This is a genomic window from Methylosinus sp. shoA, from assembly GCF_059718125.1.
This window is the reverse complement of sequence record NZ_AP046091.1, coordinates 2084583-2109779: the sequence shown is the minus strand read 5'-3', so window position 1 is coordinate 2109779 and position 25197 is coordinate 2084583. Positions and strand designations below refer to the sequence as shown.

Below are 25197 nucleotides of genomic sequence, written 5' to 3'. Positions count from 1 at the left end.
GGCTCGTCGACGTCGGCCCTCTCGAACGCGAACGGGGTCGCCCCCGTTCGCGAAAGAGCGTCTGCTACTCGATCGATCAAGCCGCCCAGGGCGCCTTGGCGAATTTCCAGACCGGCGAATTGATCGCCATGTCCATGTCGCGAGCAAAGATCGCGAAGCCGTCATAGCCGTGATACGGGCCCGAATAGTCCCAGCTGTGCATCTGACGGAAGGGCACGCCCATCTTCTGGAAGACGTACTTCTCCTTGATGCCCGAGCCGACCAGATCAGGCTGGATCTTCTCGACGAACTTCTCGAACTCGTAGCCGGTCACGTCGTCGTAGATCAGCGTGCCGTCCTTCACATAGTGGGTCGTGCGCTGATAATCGTCGTTGTGCGCGAACTCGTAGCCGGTGCCGACGATCTCCATTCCGAGATCCTCATAGGCTCCGATCACGTGACGCGGACGCAGACCGCCGACGTAGAGCATAACCTTCTTGCCCTCGAGGCGCGGGCGGTACTTCGCGATCACCGCGTCCATCAGCGGACGATATTTGGCGATGACGCGCTCGGCGCCTTCCTTGATCTTGTCGTCGAAGTGGCTGGCGATCTTGCGCAGCGACTCCTCGATCTTGGACGGACCGAAGAAGTTGTACTCGACCCACGGAACCCCGTACTTCTCTTCCATGTGACGGGAGATGTAGTTCATCGAGCGATAGCAGTGCAGCACGTTGAGCTTAGCGCGGGGCGTCGCTTCGAGCTCGGCGATCGTGCCGTCGCCCGACCACTGCGCCACGACGCGCAGGCCCATCTCCTCGAGCAGGATGCGCGAAGACCAGGCGTCGCCGCCGATGTTGTAGTCGCCGATGATCGCGACGTCATAAGGGGTCGCCTCGAACAGAGCCGGCTTGCCCTCGGCCTTGTCGAACACCCAGTCGCGGATCGCGTCATTGGCCAGATGATGGCCGAGCGACTGCGACACGCCGCGGAAGCCCTCGCAGCGCACCGGAACGATCGTGTGGCCGTTGTACTCTTTGGTCTTCGCCTTGGAGACCGCCTCGATGTCGTCGCCGATGAGGCCGATCGGGCACTCGGACTGGACGGAAATGCCCTTGTTCAGCGGGAACAGCTCCTGGATCTCGTCGATCAGCTTGGCGAGCTTCTTGTCGCCGCCGAACACGATGTCCTTCTCCTGGAAGTCGGAGGTGAACTGCATCGTGCCGAAAGTGTCGATGCCCGTCGTGCCGATGTAATAGTTGCGGCGCGACGCCCAGGAATACTGGCCGCAGCCGACCGGGCCGTGGCTGATGTGGATCATGTCCTTGATCGGGCCCCACACGACGCCCTTCGAACCGGCGTAAGCGCAGCCACGGATCGTCATCACGCCGGGGATCGACTTGATGTTGGACTTCACGCCACAGTCCGGCTTGCCGTCCTCGAAATTGCCGAGGTGCTTCGCGCGGCGCTTGGCGGTCTTCTCAGGATAGACTTCGAGGACCTCTTTGATCAGCGCCTTATTGCGCGCCTTGAGGTCTTCGATGGATTCGGGTTGAGCGAGGCTCATGACGCCATCCCTTTCTGATTAGTCTTTGTCTGAAAGATCGGCCCGGCCCCCGTGCGAGGCCGGGCCGTAAGCTTTCAAACGGATTACGCGATCGCGGCGAGATCCGCAGCGGTCTTGCCGACCTGCGACTCGTCGACCGCCTTCATGATGCCGTGCTCCATGAGGAGGTCTTCGAGCTCGTCCATGGTGATCGGGGTCGGGATGATGCCGTTGCCCTTGTTCGCATGAACGCGCTCGGCCAGGTTGCGGTAGTGCTGAGCCTGCTCGCATTCCGGCGCGTATTCGACGACCGTCATGCGGCGCAGCTCGGCGTGCTGGACGATATTGTCGCGCGGCACGAAGTAGATGAGCTTGGTGCCGAGCTTCTTCGCCAGCGACTCGGCCAGCTCGTACTCCTTGTCGGTCTTGCGCTCGTTGCAGACGAGCCCGCCGAGGCGCACGCCGCCGGAGTTGGCGTATTTCAGAATGCCCTTGGAGATGTTGTTGGCCGCATACATGGCCATCATCTCGCCGGACATGACGATGTAGATCTCCTGGGCCTTGTTCTCGCGGATCGGCATGGCGAAGCCGCCGCAGACCACGTCGCCGAGCACGTCATAGGAGACGTAGTCGACGCCTTCATAAGCGCCCTGCTCCTCGAGGAAGTTGATCGAGGTGATGACGCCGCGGCCGGCGCAACCGACGCCCGGCTCCGGACCGCCGGACTCGACGCAACGAATGTCCATGAAGCCGATCTTCATGACGTCTTCGATCTCGAGGTCCTCGACCGAACCGGCCTCGGCCGCGAGCGACAGAATGGTGTCCTGCGCCTTGGCGTGGAGGATCAGGCGGGTCGAATCGGCCTTGGGGTCGCAGCCGACGATGAGGATCTTATGGCCCATCTGGGCGAGAGCCCCGAGGGTGTTCTGGGAGGTCGTGGACTTGCCGATACCGCCCTTGCCGTAGAACGCGATCTGTCGAAGTTCTGACATTTCTGTCTCCTTAAGATACCGTTTCATTGCGATCGGCGCGCACGGCGCGCAGGCCGAAGTCGTGTTTCCCGACCGAGCCCGGCGCCGGTTGCGGATCGCCCCCTTGATGTTCGGGGCCGCCCAATTCCGCAGCCACTCGCCTTGCGGGCCCTTTGTCGCAAGCGTCGTGCCAAGCCATTTGTCATTCATTAATTGTTTGAATTGATATATGTTTCGTCTTTTCGTGCAGTCTTGCGGGCAACGTGTGTCAAAGCCGACAGTGTTGCGCGGAATCATACGAACAGAGCCGCGGCCGTCTTCGTCTCGGCTTTTTCGGCCGCAGAGCCGGCGCGGCGGCAGTCGCCCGGGCCGTGACGGCATAGCGATTGCTTCGTTTGCGACACGCGAAACACGGAGAAGACGGCATGCAGATCGGCGTCGAAACGTCCCGGGCGGTCGAGAACAAGCGCATCTTCGTCGTCGACGACGACGAGATCATTCGCGCGGCCCTTCAATTCATGCTGCATGACGAATATGAGACTCACGAGGTCGCGAGCCTGGCCGAAGCCTTCGCAAAGGGGGAGGCGATGAAGCCCGACCTCGTGATCCTGTCGGAGAGCGTGGTGCGCGCCGCCGGCCTGTCCGTCCTCGGCGACATCCTGCAGCGCATGCCCGGCGCTAAGACGCTGGTCGTGGTCGACTCCCTGCAGAACGGCTTCGGCAAGGAAGCGCAGGCGGCCGGCGCGCACGGCTATTTCGTCAAGCCGCTCACCGTCGAGTTCGTGCGGCAAAAAGTCGACGTGCTGCTCGGCCGCCGCCAGGGCGTCTCCATTCCGCTCAACGTTCTGGGCTGATGATCGGCCGGGGGGTCGCCGCAGTCACGATCCGGTGAGCCGGGAGCCGAAACGAACACGCCCGCGGTCCAGCCGCGGGCGTGTTCGTTTCGTCGGCCGGATCAGAGTTGCGGGACGATGATCAATCGCTCCACCGGATTGCCGTCGATGAAATGCGACTGGACGATCTCGTCGATATCCTCCGGCGAGCGCGGCGCATACCAGACTCCCTGCGGATAGACGACCATCAGCGGGCCTGCTCGGCAGAAGCCGAGGCAGCCGGTCGCCGTCATCGAGACGTCGGGCAGCGGCTGCGTCCCGAGTCGGGCCTGCAACCGGTCCCAGAGCGGCTTGGCGCCGGAGGTCGTGCAACTGCCGCGCGGATGTCCCGGCGGGCGCTGCTGAAAACAGGTGAACACGTGATATTTGAACACTACCGGAAGGTCTTCGAGCATTTCGGCTCCTTGTCGTCGACGCCGTTCTCCCTTGCCGAGGCGTGATCAGGCGGCCGCTTCGGCCGCCTTGACGCTCGCGGCGCCGCCCGTCAGCCGAGCGACGAACTCGGCCAGCGGCGCGTCGATCCGTTCGATATTCTGCTCACGTAGGAATTTCGCTTCGTTCTTGGTGAGCGCGCCCTCGATCACCGCCCAATGGCGATCGCTCGAACGCTTCATGATCTGGCGCGCGAAGCCGCGTTCCAGCTGCGTGACGAAGCGGCAGCCGAGGAACAGGAAGCTGCGGTCTTTGCGGAGCGACTGCACCGTCTCTGGAATCGGGGTCTGAATGTCGATTTCCGTCAGAACCTCGACATAGTCCGAGTCGGAGATGATGTAATTGGCGGCGGGCGTCACCGAGCCGAGCGGCTGATAGAGCAGCGTATCCCAGCCGAGCGTCTCTTGCGGCGCCTCGGCCGGGGCTTTGGCGCCGGAGCCGTCCTGCACGAAGGCCTTTTTCGGCACGAGCGAACCGTCGGGACGGAAGTAATCGACCCAATAGCCGAAGTGTTCGGCTTGCGACACGCCTTGCGCCTGGCCCCAATTGGCGCGTTGCGCCAGCGCCTTTTGTGGAAGATCGTCGTACCAGGCGTGAACCAGCAACGGCAACTGCGGACGCGCCGCGAGCCATTTGTGCAGCGCGCTCGGTTCGGTCGGATGGGCGTAGGCCTTGCCCATCCCCGCCACGACCGTCTTCCGATGCTTGAAGTTCTCGATATATTGCGCCGCCGCGGTGAGATTATTGCGGATCTTGTGCGGCACGGTGGCAATGCTGGTCAAATGCCCGACCAGTTCCTCGGGGGACGCCGGCACGGGCGCCCCTTCGCGCGCCAGCGCCAGCACGCCGGGTCCGAGATAGGGAATCACGCGGCCGCGCTCGAGGCCCGTTTCGATTGCGCTCAGCACTTGTCAGTCTCCTCTCGCCGAACCCGGTCGATCATTTATTGAAGAGCGCCGGCTTTCACCGTATCGAGCTCTTCGGGAGTGAGCTTGAACGCGCCGCGGCCGCCGGAGAGGGCCGTAAAATCCATGGCGTAGGCGTTGCTCAGCTTGTCGAACCATTGCTGGTTGGACAGGCTGACCGGACGCTCGCCGATTTCCGACACGGCGCCGTCGGGATAGAAACGAACATGGATCACGACAGATTTCTCGCTCATCTTGCTTCTCCGTCCTTTGTCAGCGACCCGAGTCGAAGCCCAGGAGCTCGACCGTCACATTTTCGGTCCCGAAATTGGCTTGGCAGGCCAGCCGCGACTTGGAGCCGACGCCGACGATGGAATCGAGCCGCTCGTTTTCGGCGCGCGTCGTCTTCGACAGGGTTTTCTTGCCCTCCTGGACGAAGACGTGGCACGTGCCGCACTTCGCCTCGCCGCCGCATTTGCTGAGAATCGCCTCTCCGGCGGCGATGATCGCGTCCAGAAGTCTGCTGCCCTGCTCGGCCTCGATGGTTTTGCCTGACGGCAGAATGGTCAGTACCGGCATGTCGCTCGTCCTCCTTGCCAATGCCATGGTCCTCACATCGAGCAATGAGCAAGTTTCGAACCACTCCAAATTGGCGCGCGCAAACATGCGGACAGGAACGTAATGAATTGAATCGACGTCCATTCTGGGTCTTGTCCGCATCCGCATCCACCGCGCCTGAATCTTCGATGCGGCGCGTCGGTTTTTCGACAATGATTATGATTTGAAATCGCCGCGCCGGCGGCGGTAATCACAGATAGATGGCCGAGCCCGCACCGATATTGATGGACGCATCCTTCATCGTGCCGACGATGAAGGCGATCTGGTTTTCCGTCAGATGCGCATGGAACGGCAGCGCCACGGCCCGATCGGAGACTTTTTCGGTCACGAAAAAATTTCCGCGCCGATAGCCGAGATCGAAATAATAGCGCTGCAGGTGCAGCGGATGCGAATAGGCTGCAGCGTCGATCTTTTCCGTATGAAGGTCCTCGACGATGGCGTCGCGGCTGGAGCGCGAGAAGCGTGTGCCGAGATGCACGACATAGAGGAACCAATGCACCTCCTCGACATCGGGCGCGATATAGGGATCCTTGATGCCTTCGAAGGATTTCACGTACTGATAGTACCAGCGCTCGACGCGCGTGCGCCGCGCGAGCAGGAGCTCGAGCCGCCGGAACTGGGCGAGGCCGAGCGCCGCAGTGATGTCGCTCATCGCGGCCTGCATGGGAGGATAGGCGCCGAGCACGACGGACGACCGCTCCTGCACGCGTCGGCTGCGCAGATTGCGAATGATCGAGGCCTTGTCGTCGTCGTCCGTGACGATCATGCCTCCTTCGCCGCAGGCGATCACGCTCGGCTGCGAAAAATCGAAGACGGCGCAATCGCCGAAGGAGCCGACGAGCTTGCCCTTGTAGATCGAGCCGATCGCCTCGGTGGAGTCCTCGAACAGGGCGAGCTTCTTGGTCTCCACGAGGCGGCGGAACGCGTCCCAAGGCGCGGGATGGCCATTGGTGTTGCAGGCGACGATCGCCTTCGTCCGCTCCGTGACGACCTTCTCCGCTTTTTCGGGCTCGAGCGTCCCGGCCCAATAATCGATGTCGGCGAAAACCGGCCGTGCGCCCGACAGGGCGATCGCGTGTGCGGTCTCGCGGAAGGAGTGCGGCGAGGCGACGACCTCGTCGCCGGGACCGATTCCATAGGCGCGCAGGATCAATAGCAGCCCGATGGTTCCGCTCGACACCGCGATCGCGTGTTTGCGGCCGAGATATTTGGCGAATTCCGCTTCGAACTGCTCCGCCATGGGCCCTGCGGAGAGGCGAGGCGAGGTGAGCGTTTCGACGACCAGGTCCAGATCGCTCTGGGCGAGGTCAGGATCATTCATCGGCAGAAAGGTCGTTTGCATTCGCTCACCTTTTCGGGGCCACCACCAGACCCGTCGCGACCGTCGGGTCGGAGGTGATCTTCACGCAATGGTCGCGGCCGTCGAGGAGGAAGAGATCGCATTTCTCATAGCTGCGGAACGGCGTCTCGTCCTGAATGTCGGCCTTGTCGCAACGGATCGCATGGACGCCGGGCGCAATTTTGCGCAAGGCCACGACGACCGCCGGGTCGGCCGCCGCGGTCGCGAGCGTCGCGTCGATCGCTTCGAATAGCTCCGGCGCGATGCCCATGCTCACTCTCCGCTCAGCTTCTTCGCTTCGACTGTGATCGGCAGCGATGTTTCGGCGGCCATTTCGGGGAGCTGCAGCTTCCAGCCATTGGCGAGAGTGACCGTGCCGCCCCACAATTGGGGATTTTCCTGTTCGACGATCGGCTCCTCCAAATCCTTCTTCGGCACATAGGCCGAAAGCACCCCGTCCGAGCCTCTACGGATCATGACTTTCACGTCGCGCCTCGCTGGTTCAATTGACAGGCTTGCGAAAGCAATCTTCATACCGCGCGCCGCGACGGGGCGTCCGGCTCACGCCGGTTCGATCTCCTCCTCGAAGCAGCCGACGATGAGATTTTGAGCGAATTCGACGATATAGATCGGCGTGTCGGTCTCGACATGCTCGCCGATCTGGACGATTTCGCCCGGATCGCCGGCCTTGACGAGCAGAGCCTGCGGCTCGTGTCCCGGATGGGAGCCGTCGTTGAACAGATCGACGGTCGCGCGCACGCGCATGCCCCAGTCGTATCGTCCTGTCATTTCTTCGCCTCTTCCACGACGACCTCGACGGGCTCGAGCTCTTTCTTGCGCATGCCGACCTTATAGCCGGTCTCGACGAACTCGACGCCGTAGATGTAGAACTGCTGCAAAAAAGTGCCGATGCTGCTCACATATCCGATCTCGCCCTTTTTGACGAGAATTTCGCCGACGTCCTTGCCCGCGAAGGTGCCGTCGTTGCGCACCACTTTCTTCGACTTCACCTTTTCGCCGTAGTTGAAGGCCGGCGGATCGTTGAGCTCGACGATTTCGCTGTCACGGCTGATGTTGCTCATATCCGTTCCTCGATATGCGTGGGATTGTGGTCGAAATTCTGCGACTTGCGCGACGCCTCCGCGGTCTTGCCGATCCGCGCCTCGGCCGTCTCGCGCACGATCGGATCCTCGTCGGCGACCAGCCGGCCGATGTCTTTCGGCTCTGCGCGCCGCGCGACCTCGTAGCGCACGCGCCAGTCTGGATCGTCGACGAGGTCGGCGAGCCGGGCCGGCTCCAGCCTCTGCGCGGCCTCATAGCGAACCTCGGGATCGCCATCGGCGGTCAACCGCTTCAAAGCCTGAGGCGAGATGCGCTGGGCCACTACGCGCCGCACTTCGATATCGCTGTCGTCGATCATCAGAATGAGCAGATCGGGCGCGATGCGGCGCGCCACCACCTGCCGCACATAATAATCGCGATCCTCGATCATCGGCAGCAGGTCGATCGGATCGAGCCGATGCGCGACGCGGATGCGAACTTCGCGATGCGGATCATTGCGCAGCTTGAGCAAGTAACGGTTCGGAAGGCGCCGCGCGGCGCTCCATCGCACCGCCTCCTCCGCATCGTCGAGCATTGCCGGCAACAGGAAAATCTCGGCGACCTTCGCCGCGCAGGCGCGCACCTCGAAATAGGAATGCTGGAGATAGTCGCGCGCGATCTCGGGATTCCAGTCGAAAAAGCGATCGATGCGCCGCGCATAGCGGTCGAAGAGGCAAGCGCGCAAGGGCTTGCACTTTTCTTGCTCGAGCAAATGCTTGTGCGGGCAGGTCTCGCAGACGACCGGCTCCCCGAGCCAATCGATCGCCTCGTCGATCTCGTCAGTCGACATCCTCGGCCTCCATTCGGTCCAGAACGGAGATGAGAAGGCCGGCCCCGACCTTGTCGCTCGGGTCGAGCTCCAGCAGCTTGCCGGCGGCCTCGCGGCCTTCCTCGTATTCGCCGAGCCGCAGCTGCAGATAAGCATAACCCTTCAACACGAACATGAAGAAGCGCGGCAGCACGGCCTCGTAGGAAGCAAAATCGGCGTCGCCCGGCCGCACGTCGCGCCAGTCGAGCGGAAGCGAATTGTCGATGGCCGCGCGCGTCAGGCAGCTCTTGGCGATCTCGAGCGTGTTCTCCAGGCGATTCTTGTAAAAATAGAATCGATAGAGGCCGATCAGCACCGCGACATGCGTCGGCGCGATGCGCCGCGCTTCGAACAAATGCCGCTCGGCGACGTCGCCGAGATGATAGGAGAGCGCCGCTTCCCGGAGATGGCGCTCTGCTTCCGCCGGCAGCCCGACTCCGAACACGGGAGAGGAGAGGATCTCGTCCGCCCCCGCGTCGAATGTCTCGTTACCGACTGCGCCATCTCCGGTCGACATGAAGCGTCCCTATTCACTTACGCCACGGTCGTGTCCGGAAGCTCGACGATGGTCTGCGTCGAGGAGCACCCGCAAGCCTTCGCCTTGGGATCGATGAAGGAGAAGCCGGTGGAGGTCGCGGTCTCCTTGAAATCGATCGTCACGCCGTCGAGCAGCAAGCGGCTCTGCGCCGGCAGAAACAGCTTGAAGCTCGGGAAGTCGAACGCCTGCTCGCCTTCGCGCGGCGCCGGCTGGACCGAGAATTCCGCCGACATTCCCGAGCACCCGCCCGGAGAGACTAGCAGGCTCAGACCATAGCCGGGACCGCCGTCGAACATGACGAGGCGACGGATGAATTTTTCCGCGGCGGGAGTGAATTGGATATTCATGCCGCGCCTCCGGCAGCCTGATAGCGCGGATAGGACGTGTCGATGACGCAGGTGTCGTCGACCGGGCACACCGCGACGCATTGCGGCACATCGAAATAACCGATGCACTCGGTGCACTTCTTCGGATTGATGACGAAGGTTCCGTTCTTCTCGGAGATCGCCACATTGGGGCATTCCGCTTCGCACGCCGAACAGGACGTGCATTGCGAAGCAACGATCTTATAGGTCATCTGTCTGCTCCTCCATCGAGCTTTGATCGGCGTCGGGAATTCGAACAATCCCGACACGTCGCATATTCGTGCGTCCGCCGACGACTCGAAGCGCGCTTCGCCGCCGGCGGACGCCGATCGTTCCGCGTCAGGCCGAGATGAAGGCGCCCTGACGGATGGTCGCGTCGCCGCGCTCCTTGTGTTCGATCGCGCCGCTGTTCACCTTGTCGAGATAGCGCTTGAAGTAGGTGATCGCGGATTGCTCGATGAACTCGAAGGCGAATTCGTCGACGGGATCGATGCCGGCCTTGACCAGGTCGTTCTTCGGGCAGCCGCCGATCTTGGCGACGAATACGGCCGTGCAATCATTGATCGCGCGGATGATCGTCTCGAGACTGTCCTCCTCGCCGTAGCCGCCCTGGCAATAGAGGTCGACGCGGCGATGGCCGATGAACTTCGCACCCTTGGTGCTCAGCTCGTAGATCTGGAACTCCTTGGCGTGGCCGAAGTGCTCGTTGACGCGGCCCGAGCCCTTGGTCGCGACGGCGATCAGGATCTTGATGTCCTCATTGCCTTCGCCGGCGAGCGTGTTGAGCTCGGCGTTCTTGGCCGCGGCCACCTTCTGGCGCTCGATCTCGACCTGCGCCTGATAGGCTTGGCGCGACTCGAGATCATAGGTGACTTCCATCGCCATGATCTTGTCGGTGGTGAACTCCGCGCTGCGATCCTCGCCGAGCAGCCCGACCGCGTCGGCGCGGCACTGGCGGCAATGGCGCATCATGTTCATCTCGCCTTCGCAGGAGTCCTGCAGCGCCTTCAGCTCCTGAGCCGTCGGGCCGCGCTGGCCGTTGAGGCCGAACACGGTGCCGTGCTCCGGCGAGGAGATGAGCGGCATGATGTTGTGCAGGAACGCGCCGCGCGACTTGACGGCCTTGTTCACTTCCACGAGGTGCTTGTCGTTGATGCCGGGGATCATCACCGAATTGACCTTGCAGAGAATGCCGCGCTCGGTCAGCATCTCGAGGCCACGCAGCTGCCGCTCGGTCAGGATCGCGGCCGCCTCGCGCCCGAAGATGCGTTTGCGGTTCCAGTAGATCCAGGGATAGATCTGCGCGCCGATGTCCGGATCGACCATATTGATCGTGATCGTCACGTGATCGACGTTGTATTTGGCGATCGTGTCGATGTGATCGGGCAGGGCGAGGCCGTTCGTCGACAGGCAGAGCTTGATGTCGGGAGCGGTCTGAGAGATCAGCTCGAAGGTCTTGAAGGTCTTTTCCGGATTGGCGAGGGGGTCGCCGGGGCCGGCGATGCCGAGCACGGTCATCTGCGGGATCGTCGACGCGACCGCCAGCACCTTCTTGGAGGCCTGCTCGGGCGTCAGCTTCTCGGAGACGACGCCGGGGCGCGATTCGTTCGCGCAATCATATTTGCGGTTGCAGTAGTTGCACTGAATATTGCAGGCGGGCGCGACGGCGACATGCATGCGCGCGTAGTGGTGATGCGCTTCCTCGCTGTAGCAAGGATGGTTCTTGACCTTGTCCCAGATTTCCTGCGGCAGGTCGTTTTCGCCGGCGCCGGAGCCGCAGCTCGCCTTGCCGCTGCCGCCCGAAGTGCCGCAGCCCTTGTGCTCGGCGATTTTCTGCATCACGGCGTCGAGCGATTCGGCCTGCCCGACGTCCATTGTTTCGGAGTTGAGAGATTCCATTTTTCGGTTCCTCACGAGTCGAAGAGTTTCAAACCCTTGCGGAACGCAGTCGCGACATATCCGTCTGCCAGTGCTCCGGCGCTGTCGCGGAAGCGGTGTCCGGCGAGCAGGTTCGCAACAAGCATGCCATGGCGTCGCCGCGGGATAATTGCTTGATATTGCGAGATGAAACTACAATGTTTGGAAGCTGTCCAAATGCCGACACTTGTCGGAAAGAAGCGGTCGCGGCTGTCGGCAACGCGACACTTCGCCGCGTGCGCCGGGCTCCCGGTTCGCGCCGATGCGGATGACGGAGCCGCCTCCGGCGGGGCCGGGACGAAGTGGTCGACTGGCGCGGCATTTGCCTGCGGCCGCGCGCATGAACGATCTCACGCGCGAAACCGACATCATCGACTTCGGCGAGCTGTCGCCGGCTGTGAACGAGCTCCTGCAGAAAGGGGTCGCGGCCTATCGGCGCGATCCGGAGCGGGCCGATCAGCTGTTCCGCGAGGCGCTGGAACTGTCGCCGCACGAGCTGCCCGCCTATTATTGCCTCTACAAAATTCACACTTATATGGGGAACCTCGAAGTGGCCTTCGCCATGGCCGTTCTCGGCCTGGAGGAGGCGACCCGGCAGGCGGGCTGGTCGACCGATCCACGCGAATGGCCGCTGAAAGAAACGGCGCCGGGCTCGGCGGAACGCTTCGCCCTGTACACTCTGAAGGCGCTGAGCTTCATCGAGCTCAAGCGAGGCTACAAAGCCAAGGCGTTGGACAATTTGGCAATTCTAAAGGCCATCGATCCGCGCGGCGCGGTCGGCTGGACAGTAATCTACGAATTGGCGCAAGGCGTTGCCTGATTCCGACGGCGTCGCGGGGCGCGGCGCAACGTCGCGCGTTGCAGAATTCGCCACATCGACGGCACATTAGTTGCTAAGATTTCCAGACTGACTTATCGATTCCCGCGCACGTCTCGAGGCATGTCGATGGGATACGAAGCTGGGACCAGCATGAACACGGCTCAGGCTCGTTCGTTCGACCCGAGCGAATCGGCTCTTGTCGGAATCTACGAAATCTCGAAGCTGCTCGCGTCGCCGAACCGGCTGGAGCGAACGCTGGCCGGGGTGCTGGCGCTGCTGTCGAGCTTTCTCGACATGCGGCACGGTCTGATCGCGCTGCTCGACTCCCACGGCGATCCGGAGATCGTCGTGGGCTCCGGATGGAGCGAGGGCAACGCGAAGAAATTCTTCGAGCACCTCCCGGAGCGCGCGGTCGGCCAGATCGTCGCGACCAAAATGCCGCTCGTGGTCGAGAATGTCGCGGCCTCGCCCCTGTTCGAGGGGTCGGACCTCTCCGAATGGGGGCCGACCGACGGCCAGCCCTTCTCGCTCATCGGCGTGCCGATCAAGGACGGGGAGCAGGTGGTCGGCACCCTGACCGTCGACCGCGTCTACGGCAACCGCTCTTCCGTGCGCTTCGACCACGACGTCCGTTTCCTGACAATGGTCGCCAATATGGTCGGCCAAACGCTGCGGCTGCACAAGCTGATCGCCCGCGACCGCGAGCGGCTGATGCAGGAGAAGGCGCGGCTCGAGAAGGCCGAGCGGCCCACGCACGCCGAAGCGCGTTACGACAACATCAAGGGCATCGTCGGCGAGAGCCCGGCGGTGCGCGCCGTCGTCGAGAAGATCCGTATCGTGGCCAAGGCCAAGTCGACCGTGCTGCTGCGCGGCGAATCGGGCACCGGCAAGGAATTGTTCGCGGCGGCCATTCACAATCTCTCCCCGCGCCACGGCAAGCCTTTCGTGAAGCTGAACTGCGCGGCTCTGCCCGAGAGCGTGCTCGAATCGGAATTGTTCGGCCATGAGCGGGGCGCCTTCACCGGCGCAGCGGGCCTGCGCAAGGGGCGCTTCGAGCTCGCAGACGGCGGCACTCTGTTCCTGGACGAGATCGGCGACGTCACTCCCGCCTTCCAGGCCAAGCTGTTGCGCGTCCTGCAGGAAGGCGAGTTCGAGCGCGTCGGCGGCTCCCGCACGATGAAGGTCGACGTGCGCTTCGTCTGCGCCACCAACCGCAATCTCGAGGAGGCGGTGCAGAAGGGCGAGTTCCGCGCCGATCTCTATTACCGGATCAGCGTCGTGCCGATCTTCCTGCCGCCGCTGCGCGAGCGCAAAGGCGATCTGGCGCCGCTCGCCAAGGAATTTCTGCGCCGCTTCAACATCGAGCAGAACGTTCATCTGACACTTTCGGACTCGGCGATGGAGGTGCTCTCGGACTGCAGCTTCCCGGGCAATATCCGCGAGTTGGAGAATTGCGTCTATCGCACGGCGACTCTGGCGCGGGGCGAGGCGATCGTCGATCGCGACTTTTCCTGCCGCAACGACGGCTGCCTCTCCTCCGTGCTGTGGAACGGCTCTCGCGAGGGAGGCGGAGCCGGGCCGCATCCGCCGAGCTTCACGCCTTTGCCGATCGTGTCGCGGCCGGTCCAGCCCGCGGCTCCGGCGCGTCCTCCGGTTCGTCCGGCGGAGGAACCACCGGCCGCCGTCGCCGCTTCTCCTGGCGGCGCCTGCCCCGGCGCCGAGAACTGTAGCGCGGTGGAGGCCGACCAGCGCTCCGATCGCGAGAAACTCATCGAGGCGATGGAGCAGGCGGGATGGGTGAAGGCGAAAGCCGCGCGCCTGCTCGGCCTGACGCCGCGGCAAATCGGCTACGCCTTGCAGAAGCACGAAATTCCGGTAAAGAAATTTTGACGACTGCAACAAACGACGCGACGATGGCCGCAGAACCCGAACGAATCGACGACGACCCGTTGGATTGGCGCGGCCGGCCGATTCGATGCCGTGAATGCTCCCATGTGGCGCTCAATCGCGAGGGATTGTGCCGGAAAGGCGCGTCCTGCGTGCGCGACCGGCGCGCGAGGCGCGTCGATCTGTTCTTTCGGGCGCATCCGGAACTCGCCGATTCCTATCTCGACCACGCCTATTTCGAGGTGCGCGCGCGCGCGGCCCGTTACGCGAGCGTGATGCGCCTGACGCCGCTCCTGAATGATCCGGAGCCCGAGGTGCGCGCCGTTGTCTGTTCACGGCTGCCGGCGACCAGGGTCGCGCCGCTGGCGAAAGATCCCGAAACGCGCGTGCGGATCGCGGTCGCCAATCGTCTCGAGGGCGCCGCTCTGCTCTCGATGTATGCAGACCCTGATTATCTGGTGCGCATCCATGTCGTGCGGCGCCTGGAGCCGGAGCTGCTCGCCGTCGCCGCGCATGACGAGATCCGGAGGTGCGCCGCTGGGTCGCACGCCGCACGCCGCTGGAACGCCTGCACCTTCTCATGAAGGATCCGGAGCCGATGGTTCGCCTCGTCGTCGCCGAACGGCTGCCGGCCGAACGGCTTCATGCATTGCTGTGCGATGAGGATCTGCGCGTCCGTTTTACAGTCGCCGAGCGCTGCCCGAAAGATATGCTGAACGCTCTGCTCGACGACGAGGACGAACTCGTGCGCGCCTGCGCTCGAGCGCGTCTCGACGACGAAGTCTGATCGCGCAGCGCCCGTAACCGGTGACCCGTCGTCGCGAGCGGAGCGAAGAGATCCAGAGTCGCGGAGCGGCCCTGGATTTGCTTCGTCGCTTCGCTCCTCGCAATGACGGATTTCGTCAGACGGGGCGGTTCTCGTTGCGATTGCGCACCGGGCCCATGACCTCGAGGCCCTTCTCGAAGGTGATCTTCTCGAACTTCCCGTCGAAGGCGATGCCGGCGTTGGCGACAGCGTCGATCTTGCCTGCAGTCGACAGCTTCTTGAGATCGTTCTTCTCGATGTAGAACAGCTCGAGCAGCTCATTGTAGACGGTCGCCTCGTCGATCGGCAGCACATAATAATTGATGCCGTCGATCTCGACCTGATATTTGCTGAGCAGGTCGATATTGTTGGCGAAGACGAAATATTTGCCGGTGGGGCTGAGCAGGCCCTTCAGCACTTCGGCGACAGTGCCGAGATGCTCGAAAGAGAGGAGCCACAAGGCGATGAAGTCGAAGGTGGGCTTGCCGGCCTCGGCGACCGCGATCACCTGATCGGCGCAGAGTTCCGGCGGGCGCGCCTCGTCGGCGAGCTGCTGGGCGAATTTCAGGGCGAACATGCCGCGGAAGCCGAAGCGCCCGGCCTTGTCGGTCGGTCCCTTGTGAACAGGGCTGAGCAGCCGCTTCTGCTGCTCGAGTGTCGCAAACGCCGTCTCAGTGATGCTTGTCATGTCGATTATCCGGATCGTTACGTAGCCAATCCGCCAGTTTGGCGAAGTTCTGCTTCAGTGCGTCACGCAGTCTCACATCATCGACCACCTCTTCGAGCGCGCCAGTCATGCAGGCCATCCACGCGTCGCGCTCGGCAGGGCCGATCGCAAAGCCCATGTGACGCATGCGCAATCGCGGATGGCCCCGCTGTTCCGAATAGATCTTCGGCCCACCCAGCCATTCGGCCAGATAGAGCTTCAGAACCGCCTTGGTCGGGCCGAGGTCTTCGGCGTGCATGGCGCGGATGGTCCGCGCCTGCGGCAGCACGTCCATATTGCGGTAGAAGGTCTCGACGAGACGATTCACCGCCTCCTGGCCTCCGATGATGTCGAATGCGGTCTTGGTCGATTGCACGGCGTCCACAGTCATGCCTCCAGAGCAAGCAATTCATATGCCGATGGGACGCATTTTTCGGCGCCCGGCAAGCGCTTTCTCGAGACGGCTTCGCGGCGTTTCGGGTCTCGCTGGAACGATCCTCGGGGGCTTCCGCTCGTCTACGCACTCGGCGCGCAGCGGTAGACTGGCGGCGTTCGCCATCACGAAAGTATTTTTCCAATGCCCGATCATTTGCTCTTCGGCGCGGCCGGCGTCGCGCTCGCCGCCGGCGTGCTGCTCGGCGGGGGCGCCCGCAGCGGCCTTCTGTCGACGCCGTCCTCGAACTCGTCGCCCTTCCAGCCCTACTTCTCGGCGCATGGCGCGCGACGCCCTGGATGGCGATGAACGTCGATCCGCACCTCACGTGCGCGAGCCTGCTCGCGGCGATCGCGCCGCTGGCGGTCTTTCTTTGCGCGTAATGCCTGCCGCGCGAGCAGCGCCGGTTGCTTCTGCTGCTGCCGGCGCCTCTCGCCGCGGCAAGCGCTCGGCCTGCTCCAGTTCGCCCAGGGGCGGGCCTCGGTCGACGAAAGCTGTCGGCTCGACGCCGAAACGGACGGGTGAGAACGACGCAACTCGGAAAACGTGCATTGATACGCCACATGCCGCCGTCGCGCGCTGAGAAAACTATAGAAAAGTATGAGATGAAATTCGACGCCACGTCAGCGCCGCGTCGCGGGATCGGCCTTCGCCGCCGCGCGGCCGAAATCCGGCGCCGCCGTGTCCTGCCCTTGAGCGACGATGCTGCGGCGGATGGCGCGCGTGCGCGTGAACAGCGCGAACAGGCCGTCGCCGTCGCCGCTGCGGATCATACGTCGCAGCGCGGTCAAATCCTCGTCGAACCGCCCGAGCATCTCGAGCACGGCTTCCTTGTTGTTCAAGAAGATGTCGCGCCACATCGTCGGATCGGAGGCGGCGATGCGGGTGAAATCGCGAAAGCCGCTCGCCGAGAATTTGATGACCTCCGACTGCGTGACCTCCTCGAGATCGGCGGCCGTGCCGACGATGTTGTAGGCGATGAGATGCGGCAGATGGCTCGTCACCGCCAGCACCAGATCATGATGCGCGGCGGTCATCGTCTCGACATTGGCGCCGAGCCGCGTCCAGAAGGCCGCGAGCTTTTCGACCGCCGCCGCATCGACCTCGGGCTGCGGCGTGAGAATGCACCAGCGATTCTGGAACAAGGTCGCAAAACCCGCGTCCGGGCCGGAATATTCGGTGCCGGCGATCGGATGGGCGGGAATGAAATGCACCCCCCCCGGCACATGGGGCGCCACCTCGGCGACGACGGCCGCCTTCACCGAGCCGACGTCGGTGAGGATCGCGCCGGGCGGCAGATGCGGCGCGAGCGTGAGCGCGACCTCGCCGCAGACGCCGACCGGCACGCAGAGAACGACGAGATCGCCGCGCGCGGCCTCGGCGATCTCCTCCACGGTTTCGTCGGCTATTCCGAGCTCGCACACGCGCGCGCGCACCTCGGCCGACGCGTCGAAAGCGACGATGCGCCGCGCCGCGCCATAGGCGCGCGCGGCGCGCGCGATCGACGAGCCGATGAGGCCCAGTCCGATCAGCGCGACGCTGTCGAAGATCGGCGCCGACGCGCCCGCCTGTTCAGCCATGCGCAGCCCGCGGCGTCGCGCGCCAGGAGGCGACGAACTCGCCGAGCGCCGCGAGGACGAGGCGATTGGCCTCCTCCGAGCCGATCGTCAGCCGCAGGAACTGCGGCATGCCATAGGCGCCGATCGCGCGCAGCACCAGCCCGCGCGCGGTGAGGAACCGATCGGCGTCCGCCGCCGTGCGGCCCGCCTCCTCGGGAAAGCGAATGGCGATGAAATTGGCGACGCTCGGCAGCGCCTCGAGCCCGAGCGCCTCGATCTCCCGCGTCATCAACGGCAGCCAGCGCTCGTTATGCGCGACCGCCGCGGCGAGATGCGCCCCGTCCTCGACCGCCGCTATGCCCGCCGCGATCGCCGCGCTGCTCACATTGAACGGGTCGCGAATGCGGTTCAGCGCGTCGACGACATGCGCCGGACCGTAGCCCCAACCGAGCCGCAGGCCCGCGAGCCCGTAGATCTTCGAGAAGGTTCGCGTCGTCACGACATTCTCGCGCGCTGTCGCGAGCTCGAGCGACGGCGAATAATCCTCGCGCCGCACATATTCCGCATAGGCGGCGTCGATGACGAGCAGCACATGCGGCGGCAGCGCGTTCGCGAGCCGCTCGATCTCCGCCTTGGGCAGGAAGGTTCCGGTCGGATTGTTCGGATTGGCGAGGAACACGATCTTCGTGCGAGTCGTCACCTTGTCGAGAACGGCGTCGACGCTCGCCCGATAATCTTTTTCCGGCGCGACGACGGGAACGCCGCCCGCCGCGAGAATGACGATACGATATTCGAGAAAGCCGTGCTCGGTGTAGATCCCCTCGTCGCCCTCGCCGACGAAGGCCAGAGCGAGCAAAGCGAGAATATTGTCCGAGCCGGCGCCGCAGACGATGCGCTCGGGATCGAGCCCATGGGCCTTGCCGATCGCCTGCCGCAGCCGCGTCGCCGCGCCATCCGGATAGGCGGCGATCTCGGGAGCGAGCGCGCGCAGCGCCTCGATCGCCCTGGGCGAGGGCCCGAGCGGCGTCTCATTGGCCGAGAGCTTGAACACGCGCGCCGCGCCCGGCGCCGCGCTCTTGCCGGGCACATAAGGATCGATCGCCAGCACGTTCGGCCGCACGACAGGTCTCGTCATCGTCAACTCCTCGGGGCGAAAACGCCGCTGCGCGCCCGGTCCAGCTCGAAACGCGCCGCATGGCTGCCGACCGGCGACGCGGCGGCGCGGCCGACGCCGGCGCGCTGCAATTCCTCGATGAATTGCGCGCTCGTGATACGCCCGGGCGCGGCGACGAGCAGCGACAATTCGCCCGCATGGGGCGCGGCGGCGAGAATCTCGCCGGCGATCGCGCCGATCGCGCCCGGCGCCGCATGGCTCCATTGCGGCAGGGAGACGGCGTGCAGGCCGATATCCTGCGAGGCCGCCTCGGCGAGCGGCTTGGCGACGATCAGCACCGGCAGGCCGGCCGGATGGTCGGGCCGCTCGACGAAAGGCAATCGCGCGATGATCTTGGGCGCGTTCGCGCCGGCGAGCCGCGTCCACCAGGCGCCTTCGTCCTGCGCGCCGGAGGAGCGCACCATGCCGAGATCGCCCTTGGACGCGGCCACGGCCGCGACGACGGCGCCGGCGCCGTGATGCGTCACATAAGGCACGGTGAAGCCGAAGTGGAAGCGCGCGCTGTCGCGCATGGCGGCGTCGCCGCCGGAATCGTCGGCGTGGACGCTGTATTCGGCCTGCATGAAGGTGAAGGTGGAGACGATGATGCGCCAAACGCCCTCGACCGTGTCGACCGGCAGCAGGCCGCGATGGCGCGACACGAGGGCGCGCATCATCTGCGCCTCGCGGTCCGGCCGGAAGGCGGAGGCGCCGCTCTGGCCCTTGACGGCGATCAGCCGATCGATGATCTCGCCGCGCCGCATCAGGAGCTCGTGCATGTCGCGATCGAGCCGATCGATCTCGGCGCGCAGGTCCTCCAGCGTCTCGGTCTCGTTCTTCGGCAAGGCGTCGTCTCGCATCGGCGCGGGCGTCGGCGGCGGAAAAGGCGGAAGGCTCCTCTTAGGGCGCCGCAAGGCGGGAGGCAATGCGAGCGCGGCCAGCGGACGAGCGAGTGAGTGTTCCCTCACGCTGAGGAGGCTCCGAAGGAGCCGTCTCGAAGCGCGCGGAAACCTTCACCCGATTGCCCCGGCCGCGGCGCCTTTGCGCTTGCCGAGCGCGATGAAGCGGGTCAAATAGGCGCGCCGACGCCGCCGCCGGCGACGCGCGCCTCGGGAGGAAACAATGCACGACAAGATTCGCAACGGATCGGCCCTGGCCATGGCGGCCGTCTCTCTCGCCCTCGCCGGCGCCGCGGCGACAACAGCCCAGGCGGCGACCCCCGGCCGGGTGCAATGCCTCGGCGCCAACGCCTGCCAAGGCAAGAGCGATTGCCACAGCCCCAAGAACGCCTGTAAGGGCGCGAACGCCTGCAAGGGCAAGGGCTGGGTGTATGCCGAATCCGCGGAGGCCTGCAAGGCGGCGGGCGGCAAGACGCTGGATTGACGGGGGCGTCGCGCGGGCCCCCCGCTCGGGCGTGGGCGATGCGCCGCAACGTAGTCGCGGCCCCGGTGTTGTCGGCGTCAGAAAGCTCCGAATTCGAACGGATCCAGCAGCGCGCGAAGACGTGCGGCCATGCTCAGCCCCGCTCGGGAGAGGATGGCGTCAGCACCAGCGTGAGATTCTCGATCGCCGTCACTCGCGCCCGTACGCCAGGCGCGAGACTGTCGGCCGCCGCATCCGCCGCGAGGCGCGCGCGCCAGTCGACGCCGGACCAATGGACGATTCCGCCCGACTTCGTCACCTCGTGAGTCGTCGTCAGCTCGCGGCCGATGAGATCGCTGCTCCTGTCCTCCTCGACATCGGCGTTCTGGAAGCGCTGCAGCGGCTTCTTGCCGACGAGCGCGATGACGAGGCTCAGCGCGGCGGCGAGCGCCGCCGTCTCGATCAGCGACGGCCGGAAACCGGTGAGATAGAGCAGCGCGCTGGCCGCGAGCGCGCCGATCGCGAAGAACATCAGCGGCGACAGGCCGATCACGGCGATGTCGAGCGCGAGCAGCGCGAGGCCCACGACGAGGGCGAGATTGGCGGGATCAGAGAGGAAAGTCGGCTCCATTCTCGGGGTCTCACTCGCTCTTGCGCCAAGGCTGCGCAGCGCTCTGCGGCGCGGAGCCGGAAACGCTCGCCGTCTTCAGCACGGCCATGGCCTTGGCCACCCAGCCGGCCGGATCGGCGCCCTCCCCCATCAGCACCAGCGAATTGCCGGTCTTGGCGAGGCGGCCATATTGCTCGATGGCGAATTTCGCCACTTCCAGCTGCACGGCCTTGTCGCCGCCTTGCTCGCTGATCTGCTGGCGCACCAGCTCGATCGCCCGCGCCTGGCCTTCTGCGCGCAGGATCGCCGCCTGCTTCTCGCCCTCGGCGCGATTGATCTCGGATTGCTTCACGCCCTCCGATTCGAGCACGGCGGCGCGCTTGTCGCGCTCGGCCTTCATCTGCCGCTCCATCGACTGGCGCAGCGACTCGGGCATCGTAATGTCCTTGATCTCGTAGCGCGTCACATGCGCGCCCCAGAGCTGCGCGGCGTCGGAGACGGCGCGCACGACGCGCTCGTTGATCTCGCTCCGATTCTCGAAGGTCTTGTCGAGCTCCATGGAGCCGATCGCCGAGCGCATGCTGGTCTGGGCGAGATTGATGATGGCGCGGTTGATGTCCTGCGCGCCGTAAGCCGCGTCCTTGGCGTTGACGATCTTGTAATAGAGCACGCCGTCGATCGTCACCGTGGCGTTGTCCTTGGTGATCGCGGCCTGCTCGGGGACGTCGATCACCTGCTCGCGCAGATCGAAGGTATAGGCGGCGCGCTCGACGATCGGCCACACGAAATTGACGCCGGCGCCGAGCGTCCGGTTGTAGCGGCCGAGCCGCTCGATGACGAGCACTGTCTGCTGGCGCACGAAGCGCACCATGGTGGCGAGCGCGAGCGCCGCGACATAGGCGAACCAGAACACGGGACTGTGGAGGAGGCCGAGCGGCAGGCCGAGGCCGAGGCTCTGATCCAGAATCAGCAGAGCGATGGCGACGACGCCGACGATGAGAAGCGAGGAGCCCATGACGATATTCCCTGACGACTTCGAGAGGCGAACTCGGTCCTAGCGGCCGGCGCCGGCGCCCGATGTGCGCAAGCGCACATCTTTCGCTTTTTGCATTTGCCGCCGCGCTCTTGTTCAGCAGGCTACCACGCGCGACCGCGAACCGCTCGACAAATCGCGGATCAGGCTCCATGAGGGCGTCATGGAACGCGCGATTCGAGACGATCTCTTCGCCTGTCTTCGCTTCTACTCCCGCCTGCCGGCGCCCGCGCCGGGGGGGCACGAGATGCCGAACTTCCGCACGGCGGTGCGGGCGCTGCCGCTGGCCGGCGCGCTCATCGGCGCCTGCGCGGCGGCGGCGCTGCTCGCCGCACGCGCGCTCGGGCTGCCGCCTTTTCTCGCGGCCGCGATCGCCGTCGGCGCGCTCGTCCTCGTCACCGGAGCGCTGCACGAGGACGGGCTCGCCGATCTCGCCGACGGGTTCGGCGGCGGCGCGACGCGCGAAGAGAAGCTCGAGATCATGCGCGACAGCCGGCTCGGCTCCTATGGGGCGATCGCCTTGACGCTCTCGCTGATGTTGCGCGTCGGCGCGCTCTCGGCCGTGGCCGAACGCTCCGTCTTTCAGGCTGCGGCGGTCCTCGTGTTCACGGCGGCGCTGTCGCGGACGGCGGGGCTCGCGCCGATCATGATGCTGGCGCCCGCCCGCGGCGACGGCGCCGGCAAGGCGGCCATGCGGCCGTTCGAGCAGGCGCTTCGGACGGCGGCGCTGCTCGCCGCCGCGATGGCCCTGCTGCCGCTCGCAATGGGCGCGTCGCTCGGGGGCGCTCTGCTCGCGGCGGCGGGCGCGGCGGGCGCGGCCTGCGCCACGGCGAAGCTCGCCGAGCGCCAGATCGGCGGCCTCACCGGCGACGTGCTCGGCGCCGCGCAGCAGGCGGCGGAGATCGTGGCGCTGCTCGCCTTCGCGGCGCGGTGGGCCTGATTCCCGGCCGCGAAAGCCACAGCGCGCGGCGGGGATTTGCTCTTCGAATGAGGCGGCTTTCTCGACGAGCCCCGCACGCGGCGTTCGAACCGATCAGATCGCCGCGGCTTCCGCCATGCGCTGGGTCGCGCGGCGCACCTCGCCCATAGCCGACAGCAAGACGTCGACCCCGGCGCCTGGACGCACGGCCTCGCAAGCGAGGCGGCGGCGAAAGGCGCGCGCTCCCGGTTTGCCGGCGAAGAGACCGAGCATATGTCGCGTCATCGACGAGAGCCGCTCGCCGCGCCGCAGCTGCGCTTCGATATAAGGGACGAAAGCTTCGACCGCCGCGAAGCTGTCCGCGAGCGGCGCCTCCTCGCCGAACAGCGCCGGATCGACCTCGAGCAGAAGCTCCGGGTTCCGATAGGCGGCGCGGCCGACCATCACGCCGTCGACATGCTCGAGCTGCATGCGCATTTGAGCGATCGTTTCGAGCCCGCCGTTGACGGCGATCGGAACGGACGAAAAGGCGCGCTTCAGCTCATGCACGAGCGCGTAGTCGAGCGGCGGAACGTCACGATTTTCCTTGGGAGAGAGGCCGGAGAGCCAGGCCTTGCGCGCATGGACGATCAACGCGTCGCAGCCCGCGCCGACGACGCGCTCGGCCAGTTCGAACAGCGCCGTCCGCGGCTCCTGGTCGTCGACGCCGATGCGGCACTTGACCGTGACGGGGAGGTCGATGGCGTCCTTCATCGCCTTCACGCAACCGGCGACGAGATCGGGACGCAGCATCAAACAGGCTCCGAAGGCGCCGTTCTGCACGCGGTCGGAGGGACAGCCGACATTGAGGTCGATCTCGTCATAGCCGAAAGGCGCGGCGATTCGCGCGGCTTTCGCGAGCTCCGCCGGATCGGCGCCGCCGAGCTGCAGCGCGAGCGGCTTCTCGGCGGGATCGAAGCCGAGCAGCCGCTCGCGATCGCCGAAGATCACGGCGCCGGTGGTGAGCATTTCCGTATAGAGCCGTGCGCGGCGCGACATCAGCCGATGAAAGGACCGACAATGGCGGTCGGTCCATTCCATCATAGGCGCCACGGCGAATCTAATATCTTGATCTATAAGCGATTTCATTTTAGTCTCAAGGCCATAGGTCGGTTCATGCGCACTCTCCGGCACGCCTCGATACGACACTTTTCGCTCCTTTTCGACTTTCTCGGCGCACACAGAGCGCACACGCGATGGCGACCTTCACGAGGCTCGGGTCCGGTTCCTGGCGCGCTCAAGTTCGACGCAAAGGGAAATACGTCGACGAGATGTTTCATCATCGCATCGTGTGGGCCGCCGCGACGAATAGGAGTTGCGTCGATCGGTGAAAGGAAATCACTTGCAAATGTCCTTTCGCTGCAAGCGACGCCTCGTCCGCAGACGGGAGTGAATTCGCCCGTCTTGCCTGGTCTGGTTTCGTGTTCAAGAGACCATGCGTGGAACGCCGACTTCACCCAGTGGGCATTCGAGCGCCGCTCGGTCCCAGTCCGCGGCATCGGCCGCGGCTTCATACGTGCTCCTTAGAAATTCGAGCAGCGTCTTGTCCGGCGACGCGGCGGTTCGCACGACATCGTAAGGGAGAATAAACTCTCGTAGCTGCTCGCTGTAGAACGCGCCCTCCGGCCGGACGACGGCGTCACGGAATCCCGCAGGCTCTGGATAGGCATAAGAATAAAACGCCGGATATTCGACGGGTCCGCCGCCGCCCGGCCAGAAGCCGGCGCTGCTCACCTCGTGGGAATAAGCTTCGCGCGTGACTTTGTCCGGAAGATTTGGAACGCCGCCCGGATGAAGGGGCGCGCGGCGGCCGGAAAATCGGGTCACTGCGAGGTCGAAACTGCCCCAGAAGAAATGAACCGGGCTGCACTTGCCGATAAAGCCCGTGCGGAAAAACTCGAACACGCGATCGATCTGTACCAGGGCCTTCCAGAACCGGTTCACATATTCAGGATCATAGGCCGAGTGCGCTCGATCCTCACCGAAACGAATCCGGTCCGGAATCTCGTTCGGCCATTCGTTGATTTTCGTGCCGATACCGAGATCGGTCAACGCCGCCATGACGGTCGCGAAAAATTCGGCGACCGACTGCTCGCGAAGAGGAATGTCGAGGCGGCGTCCGTCGCTGGTTTCGAGACGCAGCAGATGATCGACGAAATCGAAGTCGATTTGAAAAACGCCCTCGCCGAGCGGAATCGGGGACGTCGTCAGGCCACGCCCCGTTACATAGAGCGTCACATGCCAGGAGTGATTGAGCCATGGCGTATGCGAAAGTCGAATTTTGCCTATGATCTGGGATTTCAGCTGGAGCGTCGAGCAGGTGTCTCGCCACAGCTCGTATGGGAGTTCCGGCCAACATTCTCGATTTCCGTCGCACGCCGCCACGTCGGCCTCTCACGAAAATGACGGGAAACACGGCGTCACGTAGGGCGAGTTGCACCGATGAGAAGGACGATATTCGA

Annotated in this window: 33 protein-coding genes; 8 read left to right on the top strand and 25 right to left on the bottom strand. The window is 64.7% G+C overall.

Annotation, left to right across the window (positions count from 1 at the left end):
* Positions 1 to 76 precede the first annotated feature (76 nt).
* Together nifD and nifH are read right to left on the bottom strand one after the other, a co-directional pair.
* Positions 77 to 1543, bottom strand: a complete 1467-nt coding sequence (gene nifD, locus AC6IW9_RS09525) for a nitrogenase molybdenum-iron protein alpha chain (protein ID WP_497771902.1) — start codon at positions 1541 to 1543, stop codon at positions 77 to 79.
* Positions 1544 to 1626: 83 nt separating this feature from the next.
* Positions 1627 to 2514, bottom strand: coding sequence for a nitrogenase iron protein (gene nifH / locus AC6IW9_RS09520; RefSeq protein WP_497772484.1), 888 nt, complete (start codon positions 2512 to 2514; stop codon positions 1627 to 1629).
* A 404-nt stretch (positions 2515 to 2918) separates the two neighbouring features.
* Between nifH and AC6IW9_RS09515 the strand changes: the two genes are divergently transcribed.
* Positions 2919 to 3347: a response regulator gene (locus AC6IW9_RS09515; RefSeq protein WP_497771899.1), complete on the top strand. Its 429-nt coding sequence runs from the start codon at positions 2919 to 2921 to the stop codon at positions 3345 to 3347.
* A 101-nt stretch (positions 3348 to 3448) separates the two neighbouring features.
* Here the strand turns inward: AC6IW9_RS09515 and AC6IW9_RS09510 are convergent, their stop codons facing one another.
* The 14 genes from AC6IW9_RS09510 to nifB form a co-directional block, all read right to left on the bottom strand.
* A complete protein-coding gene (locus tag AC6IW9_RS09510) occupies positions 3449 to 3781 on the bottom strand; it encodes a (2Fe-2S) ferredoxin domain-containing protein (protein WP_497771896.1) in 333 nt (110 codons plus the stop codon).
* Positions 3782 to 3826: 45 nt separating this feature from the next.
* Entirely contained in the window at positions 3827 to 4726 is a 900-nt protein-coding gene (locus AC6IW9_RS09505) for an SIR2 family NAD-dependent protein deacylase (protein ID WP_497771894.1), read from the bottom strand.
* 35 nt (positions 4727 to 4761) lie between these two features.
* Positions 4762 to 4977 carry a hypothetical protein gene (locus AC6IW9_RS09500; RefSeq protein ID WP_497771891.1) on the bottom strand — a complete coding sequence of 72 codons (216 nt, stop codon included), beginning with the start codon at positions 4975 to 4977 and terminating at the stop codon, positions 4762 to 4764.
* Positions 4978 to 4996: 19 nt separating this feature from the next.
* Positions 4997 to 5302 carry a 2Fe-2S iron-sulfur cluster-binding protein gene (locus AC6IW9_RS09495; protein ID WP_497772483.1) on the bottom strand — a complete coding sequence of 102 codons (306 nt, stop codon included), beginning with the start codon at positions 5300 to 5302 and terminating at the stop codon, positions 4997 to 4999.
* Positions 5303 to 5531: 229 nt separating this feature from the next.
* Positions 5532 to 6683, bottom strand: a complete 1152-nt coding sequence (locus tag AC6IW9_RS09490) for a DegT/DnrJ/EryC1/StrS family aminotransferase (RefSeq protein WP_497771889.1) — start codon at positions 6681 to 6683, stop codon at positions 5532 to 5534.
* Positions 6684 to 6687: 4 nt separating this feature from the next.
* Positions 6688 to 6951, bottom strand: a complete 264-nt coding sequence (locus AC6IW9_RS09485) for a DUF6129 family protein (protein WP_497771886.1) — start codon at positions 6949 to 6951, stop codon at positions 6688 to 6690.
* 2 nt (positions 6952 to 6953) lie between these two features.
* A complete protein-coding gene (gene nifT / locus AC6IW9_RS09480; RefSeq protein WP_497772482.1) occupies positions 6954 to 7157 on the bottom strand; it encodes a putative nitrogen fixation protein NifT in 204 nt (67 codons plus the stop codon).
* Between the two features lie 84 nt (positions 7158 to 7241).
* Positions 7242 to 7469, bottom strand: coding sequence for a nitrogen fixation protein NifZ (locus AC6IW9_RS09475; RefSeq protein ID WP_497771883.1), 228 nt, complete (start codon positions 7467 to 7469; stop codon positions 7242 to 7244).
* Positions 7466 to 7762 carry a nitrogen fixation protein NifZ gene (locus AC6IW9_RS09470; protein WP_497771880.1) on the bottom strand — a complete coding sequence of 99 codons (297 nt, stop codon included), beginning with the start codon at positions 7760 to 7762 and terminating at the stop codon, positions 7466 to 7468. Before AC6IW9_RS09470 ends, AC6IW9_RS09475 begins: the two co-directional genes overlap by 4 nt.
* Positions 7759 to 8571: a 4Fe4S-binding leucine-rich repeat protein gene (locus AC6IW9_RS09465; protein WP_497771878.1), complete on the bottom strand. Its 813-nt coding sequence runs from the start codon at positions 8569 to 8571 to the stop codon at positions 7759 to 7761. The genes AC6IW9_RS09470 and AC6IW9_RS09465 overlap by 4 nt, the downstream gene beginning before the upstream one ends.
* Complete coding sequence (locus AC6IW9_RS09460) at positions 8561 to 9106, bottom strand: hypothetical protein (RefSeq protein WP_497771875.1); 546 nt, start codon at positions 9104 to 9106, stop codon at positions 8561 to 8563. Before AC6IW9_RS09460 ends, AC6IW9_RS09465 begins: the two co-directional genes overlap by 11 nt.
* A gap of 17 nt (positions 9107 to 9123) precedes the next feature.
* On the bottom strand, positions 9124 to 9474 hold the full coding sequence (locus tag AC6IW9_RS09455; RefSeq protein ID WP_497771872.1) for a HesB/IscA family protein: 351 nt from the start codon (positions 9472 to 9474) through the stop codon (positions 9124 to 9126).
* Positions 9471 to 9704 carry a 4Fe-4S dicluster domain-containing protein gene (locus tag AC6IW9_RS09450; RefSeq protein WP_497771870.1) on the bottom strand — a complete coding sequence of 78 codons (234 nt, stop codon included), beginning with the start codon at positions 9702 to 9704 and terminating at the stop codon, positions 9471 to 9473. Before AC6IW9_RS09450 ends, AC6IW9_RS09455 begins: the two co-directional genes overlap by 4 nt.
* 127 nt (positions 9705 to 9831) lie before the next feature.
* Positions 9832 to 11391 (bottom strand): nitrogenase cofactor biosynthesis protein NifB, encoded by a 1560-nt coding sequence (gene nifB / locus AC6IW9_RS09445; protein WP_497771867.1) that lies wholly within the window; start codon positions 11389 to 11391, stop codon positions 9832 to 9834.
* 358 nt (positions 11392 to 11749) lie between these two features.
* Here nifB and AC6IW9_RS09440 point away from each other — a divergent pair, with 358 nt between their 5' ends.
* The 4 genes from AC6IW9_RS09440 (at position 11750) to AC6IW9_RS09425 (ending at position 14903) form a co-directional block, all read left to right on the top strand.
* Positions 11750 to 12229 (top strand): hypothetical protein, encoded by a 480-nt coding sequence (locus tag AC6IW9_RS09440; protein ID WP_497771865.1) that lies wholly within the window; start codon positions 11750 to 11752, stop codon positions 12227 to 12229.
* 126 nt (positions 12230 to 12355) lie between these two features.
* Positions 12356 to 14119, top strand: coding sequence for a nif-specific transcriptional activator NifA (gene nifA / locus AC6IW9_RS09435; RefSeq protein ID WP_497771862.1), 1764 nt, complete (start codon positions 12356 to 12358; stop codon positions 14117 to 14119).
* A gap of 23 nt (positions 14120 to 14142) precedes the next feature.
* Entirely contained in the window at positions 14143 to 14700 is a 558-nt protein-coding gene (locus tag AC6IW9_RS09430; RefSeq protein ID WP_497771859.1) for a 4Fe4S-binding leucine-rich repeat protein, read from the top strand.
* On the top strand, positions 14646 to 14903 hold the full coding sequence (locus tag AC6IW9_RS09425; RefSeq protein WP_497771856.1) for a hypothetical protein: 258 nt from the start codon (positions 14646 to 14648) through the stop codon (positions 14901 to 14903). The genes AC6IW9_RS09430 and AC6IW9_RS09425 overlap by 55 nt, the downstream gene beginning before the upstream one ends.
* Positions 14904 to 15018: 115 nt before the next feature.
* Here the strand turns inward: AC6IW9_RS09425 and AC6IW9_RS09420 are convergent, their stop codons facing one another.
* Together AC6IW9_RS09420 and AC6IW9_RS09415 are read right to left on the bottom strand one after the other, a co-directional pair.
* On the bottom strand, positions 15019 to 15609 hold the full coding sequence (locus AC6IW9_RS09420; RefSeq protein WP_497771853.1) for a hypothetical protein: 591 nt from the start codon (positions 15607 to 15609) through the stop codon (positions 15019 to 15021).
* The gene (locus AC6IW9_RS09415) at positions 15593 to 16018 is read right to left on the bottom strand and encodes a group II truncated hemoglobin (RefSeq protein WP_497771851.1); all 426 of its coding nucleotides are present in this window, start codon (positions 16016 to 16018) and stop codon (positions 15593 to 15595) included. Before AC6IW9_RS09415 ends, AC6IW9_RS09420 begins: the two co-directional genes overlap by 17 nt.
* Before the next feature lie 186 nt (positions 16019 to 16204).
* On the opposite strand from AC6IW9_RS09415, the gene AC6IW9_RS09410 reads away from it, so the two are divergent.
* Positions 16205 to 16369 carry a hypothetical protein gene (locus AC6IW9_RS09410; protein WP_497771849.1) on the top strand — a complete coding sequence of 55 codons (165 nt, stop codon included), beginning with the start codon at positions 16205 to 16207 and terminating at the stop codon, positions 16367 to 16369.
* A gap of 314 nt (positions 16370 to 16683) precedes the next feature.
* On the opposite strand, the gene AC6IW9_RS09405 is transcribed toward AC6IW9_RS09410, so the two are convergent.
* From AC6IW9_RS09405 to AC6IW9_RS09395, 3 genes are read right to left on the bottom strand one after another with little or no spacing between them, the layout of a single operon-like run.
* Positions 16684 to 17640 (bottom strand): prephenate/arogenate dehydrogenase family protein, encoded by a 957-nt coding sequence (locus tag AC6IW9_RS09405; protein WP_497771846.1) that lies wholly within the window; start codon positions 17638 to 17640, stop codon positions 16684 to 16686.
* Positions 17633 to 18754, bottom strand: coding sequence for a histidinol-phosphate transaminase (hisC, locus tag AC6IW9_RS09400; protein WP_497771843.1), 1122 nt, complete (start codon positions 18752 to 18754; stop codon positions 17633 to 17635). Before hisC ends, AC6IW9_RS09405 begins: the two co-directional genes overlap by 8 nt.
* A 2-nt stretch (positions 18755 to 18756) precedes the next feature.
* On the bottom strand, positions 18757 to 19632 hold the full coding sequence (locus tag AC6IW9_RS09395) for a chorismate mutase (protein WP_497771841.1): 876 nt from the start codon (positions 19630 to 19632) through the stop codon (positions 18757 to 18759).
* A gap of 262 nt (positions 19633 to 19894) precedes the next feature.
* Here AC6IW9_RS09395 and bufA2 point away from each other — a divergent pair, with 262 nt between their 5' ends.
* Positions 19895 to 20155: a BufA2 family periplasmic bufferin-type metallophore gene (gene bufA2 / locus AC6IW9_RS09390; RefSeq protein ID WP_497771838.1), complete on the top strand. Its 261-nt coding sequence runs from the start codon at positions 19895 to 19897 to the stop codon at positions 20153 to 20155.
* Between the two features lie 133 nt (positions 20156 to 20288).
* On the opposite strand, the gene AC6IW9_RS09385 is transcribed toward bufA2, so the two are convergent.
* Positions 20289 to 20765 carry an NfeD family protein gene (locus AC6IW9_RS09385; protein WP_497771836.1) on the bottom strand — a complete coding sequence of 159 codons (477 nt, stop codon included), beginning with the start codon at positions 20763 to 20765 and terminating at the stop codon, positions 20289 to 20291.
* 10 nt (positions 20766 to 20775) lie between these two features.
* On the bottom strand, positions 20776 to 21759 hold the full coding sequence (locus AC6IW9_RS09380; RefSeq protein ID WP_497771833.1) for an SPFH domain-containing protein: 984 nt from the start codon (positions 21757 to 21759) through the stop codon (positions 20776 to 20778).
* Between the two features lie 181 nt (positions 21760 to 21940).
* On the opposite strand from AC6IW9_RS09380, the gene cobS reads away from it, so the two are divergent.
* On the top strand, positions 21941 to 22717 hold the full coding sequence (gene cobS, locus AC6IW9_RS09375; RefSeq protein WP_497771830.1) for an adenosylcobinamide-GDP ribazoletransferase: 777 nt from the start codon (positions 21941 to 21943) through the stop codon (positions 22715 to 22717).
* Positions 22718 to 22810: 93 nt separating this feature from the next.
* Here cobS and dusA read toward each other — a convergent pair whose 3' ends face one another.
* The gene (gene dusA / locus AC6IW9_RS09370; protein ID WP_497771827.1) at positions 22811 to 23824 is read right to left on the bottom strand and encodes a tRNA dihydrouridine(20/20a) synthase DusA; all 1014 of its coding nucleotides are present in this window, start codon (positions 23822 to 23824) and stop codon (positions 22811 to 22813) included.
* A 336-nt stretch (positions 23825 to 24160) separates the two neighbouring features.
* Entirely contained in the window at positions 24161 to 25120 is a 960-nt protein-coding gene (locus AC6IW9_RS09365; RefSeq protein ID WP_497771825.1) for a DUF5996 family protein, read from the bottom strand.
* Between the last annotated feature and the right edge of the window lie 77 nt (positions 25121 to 25197).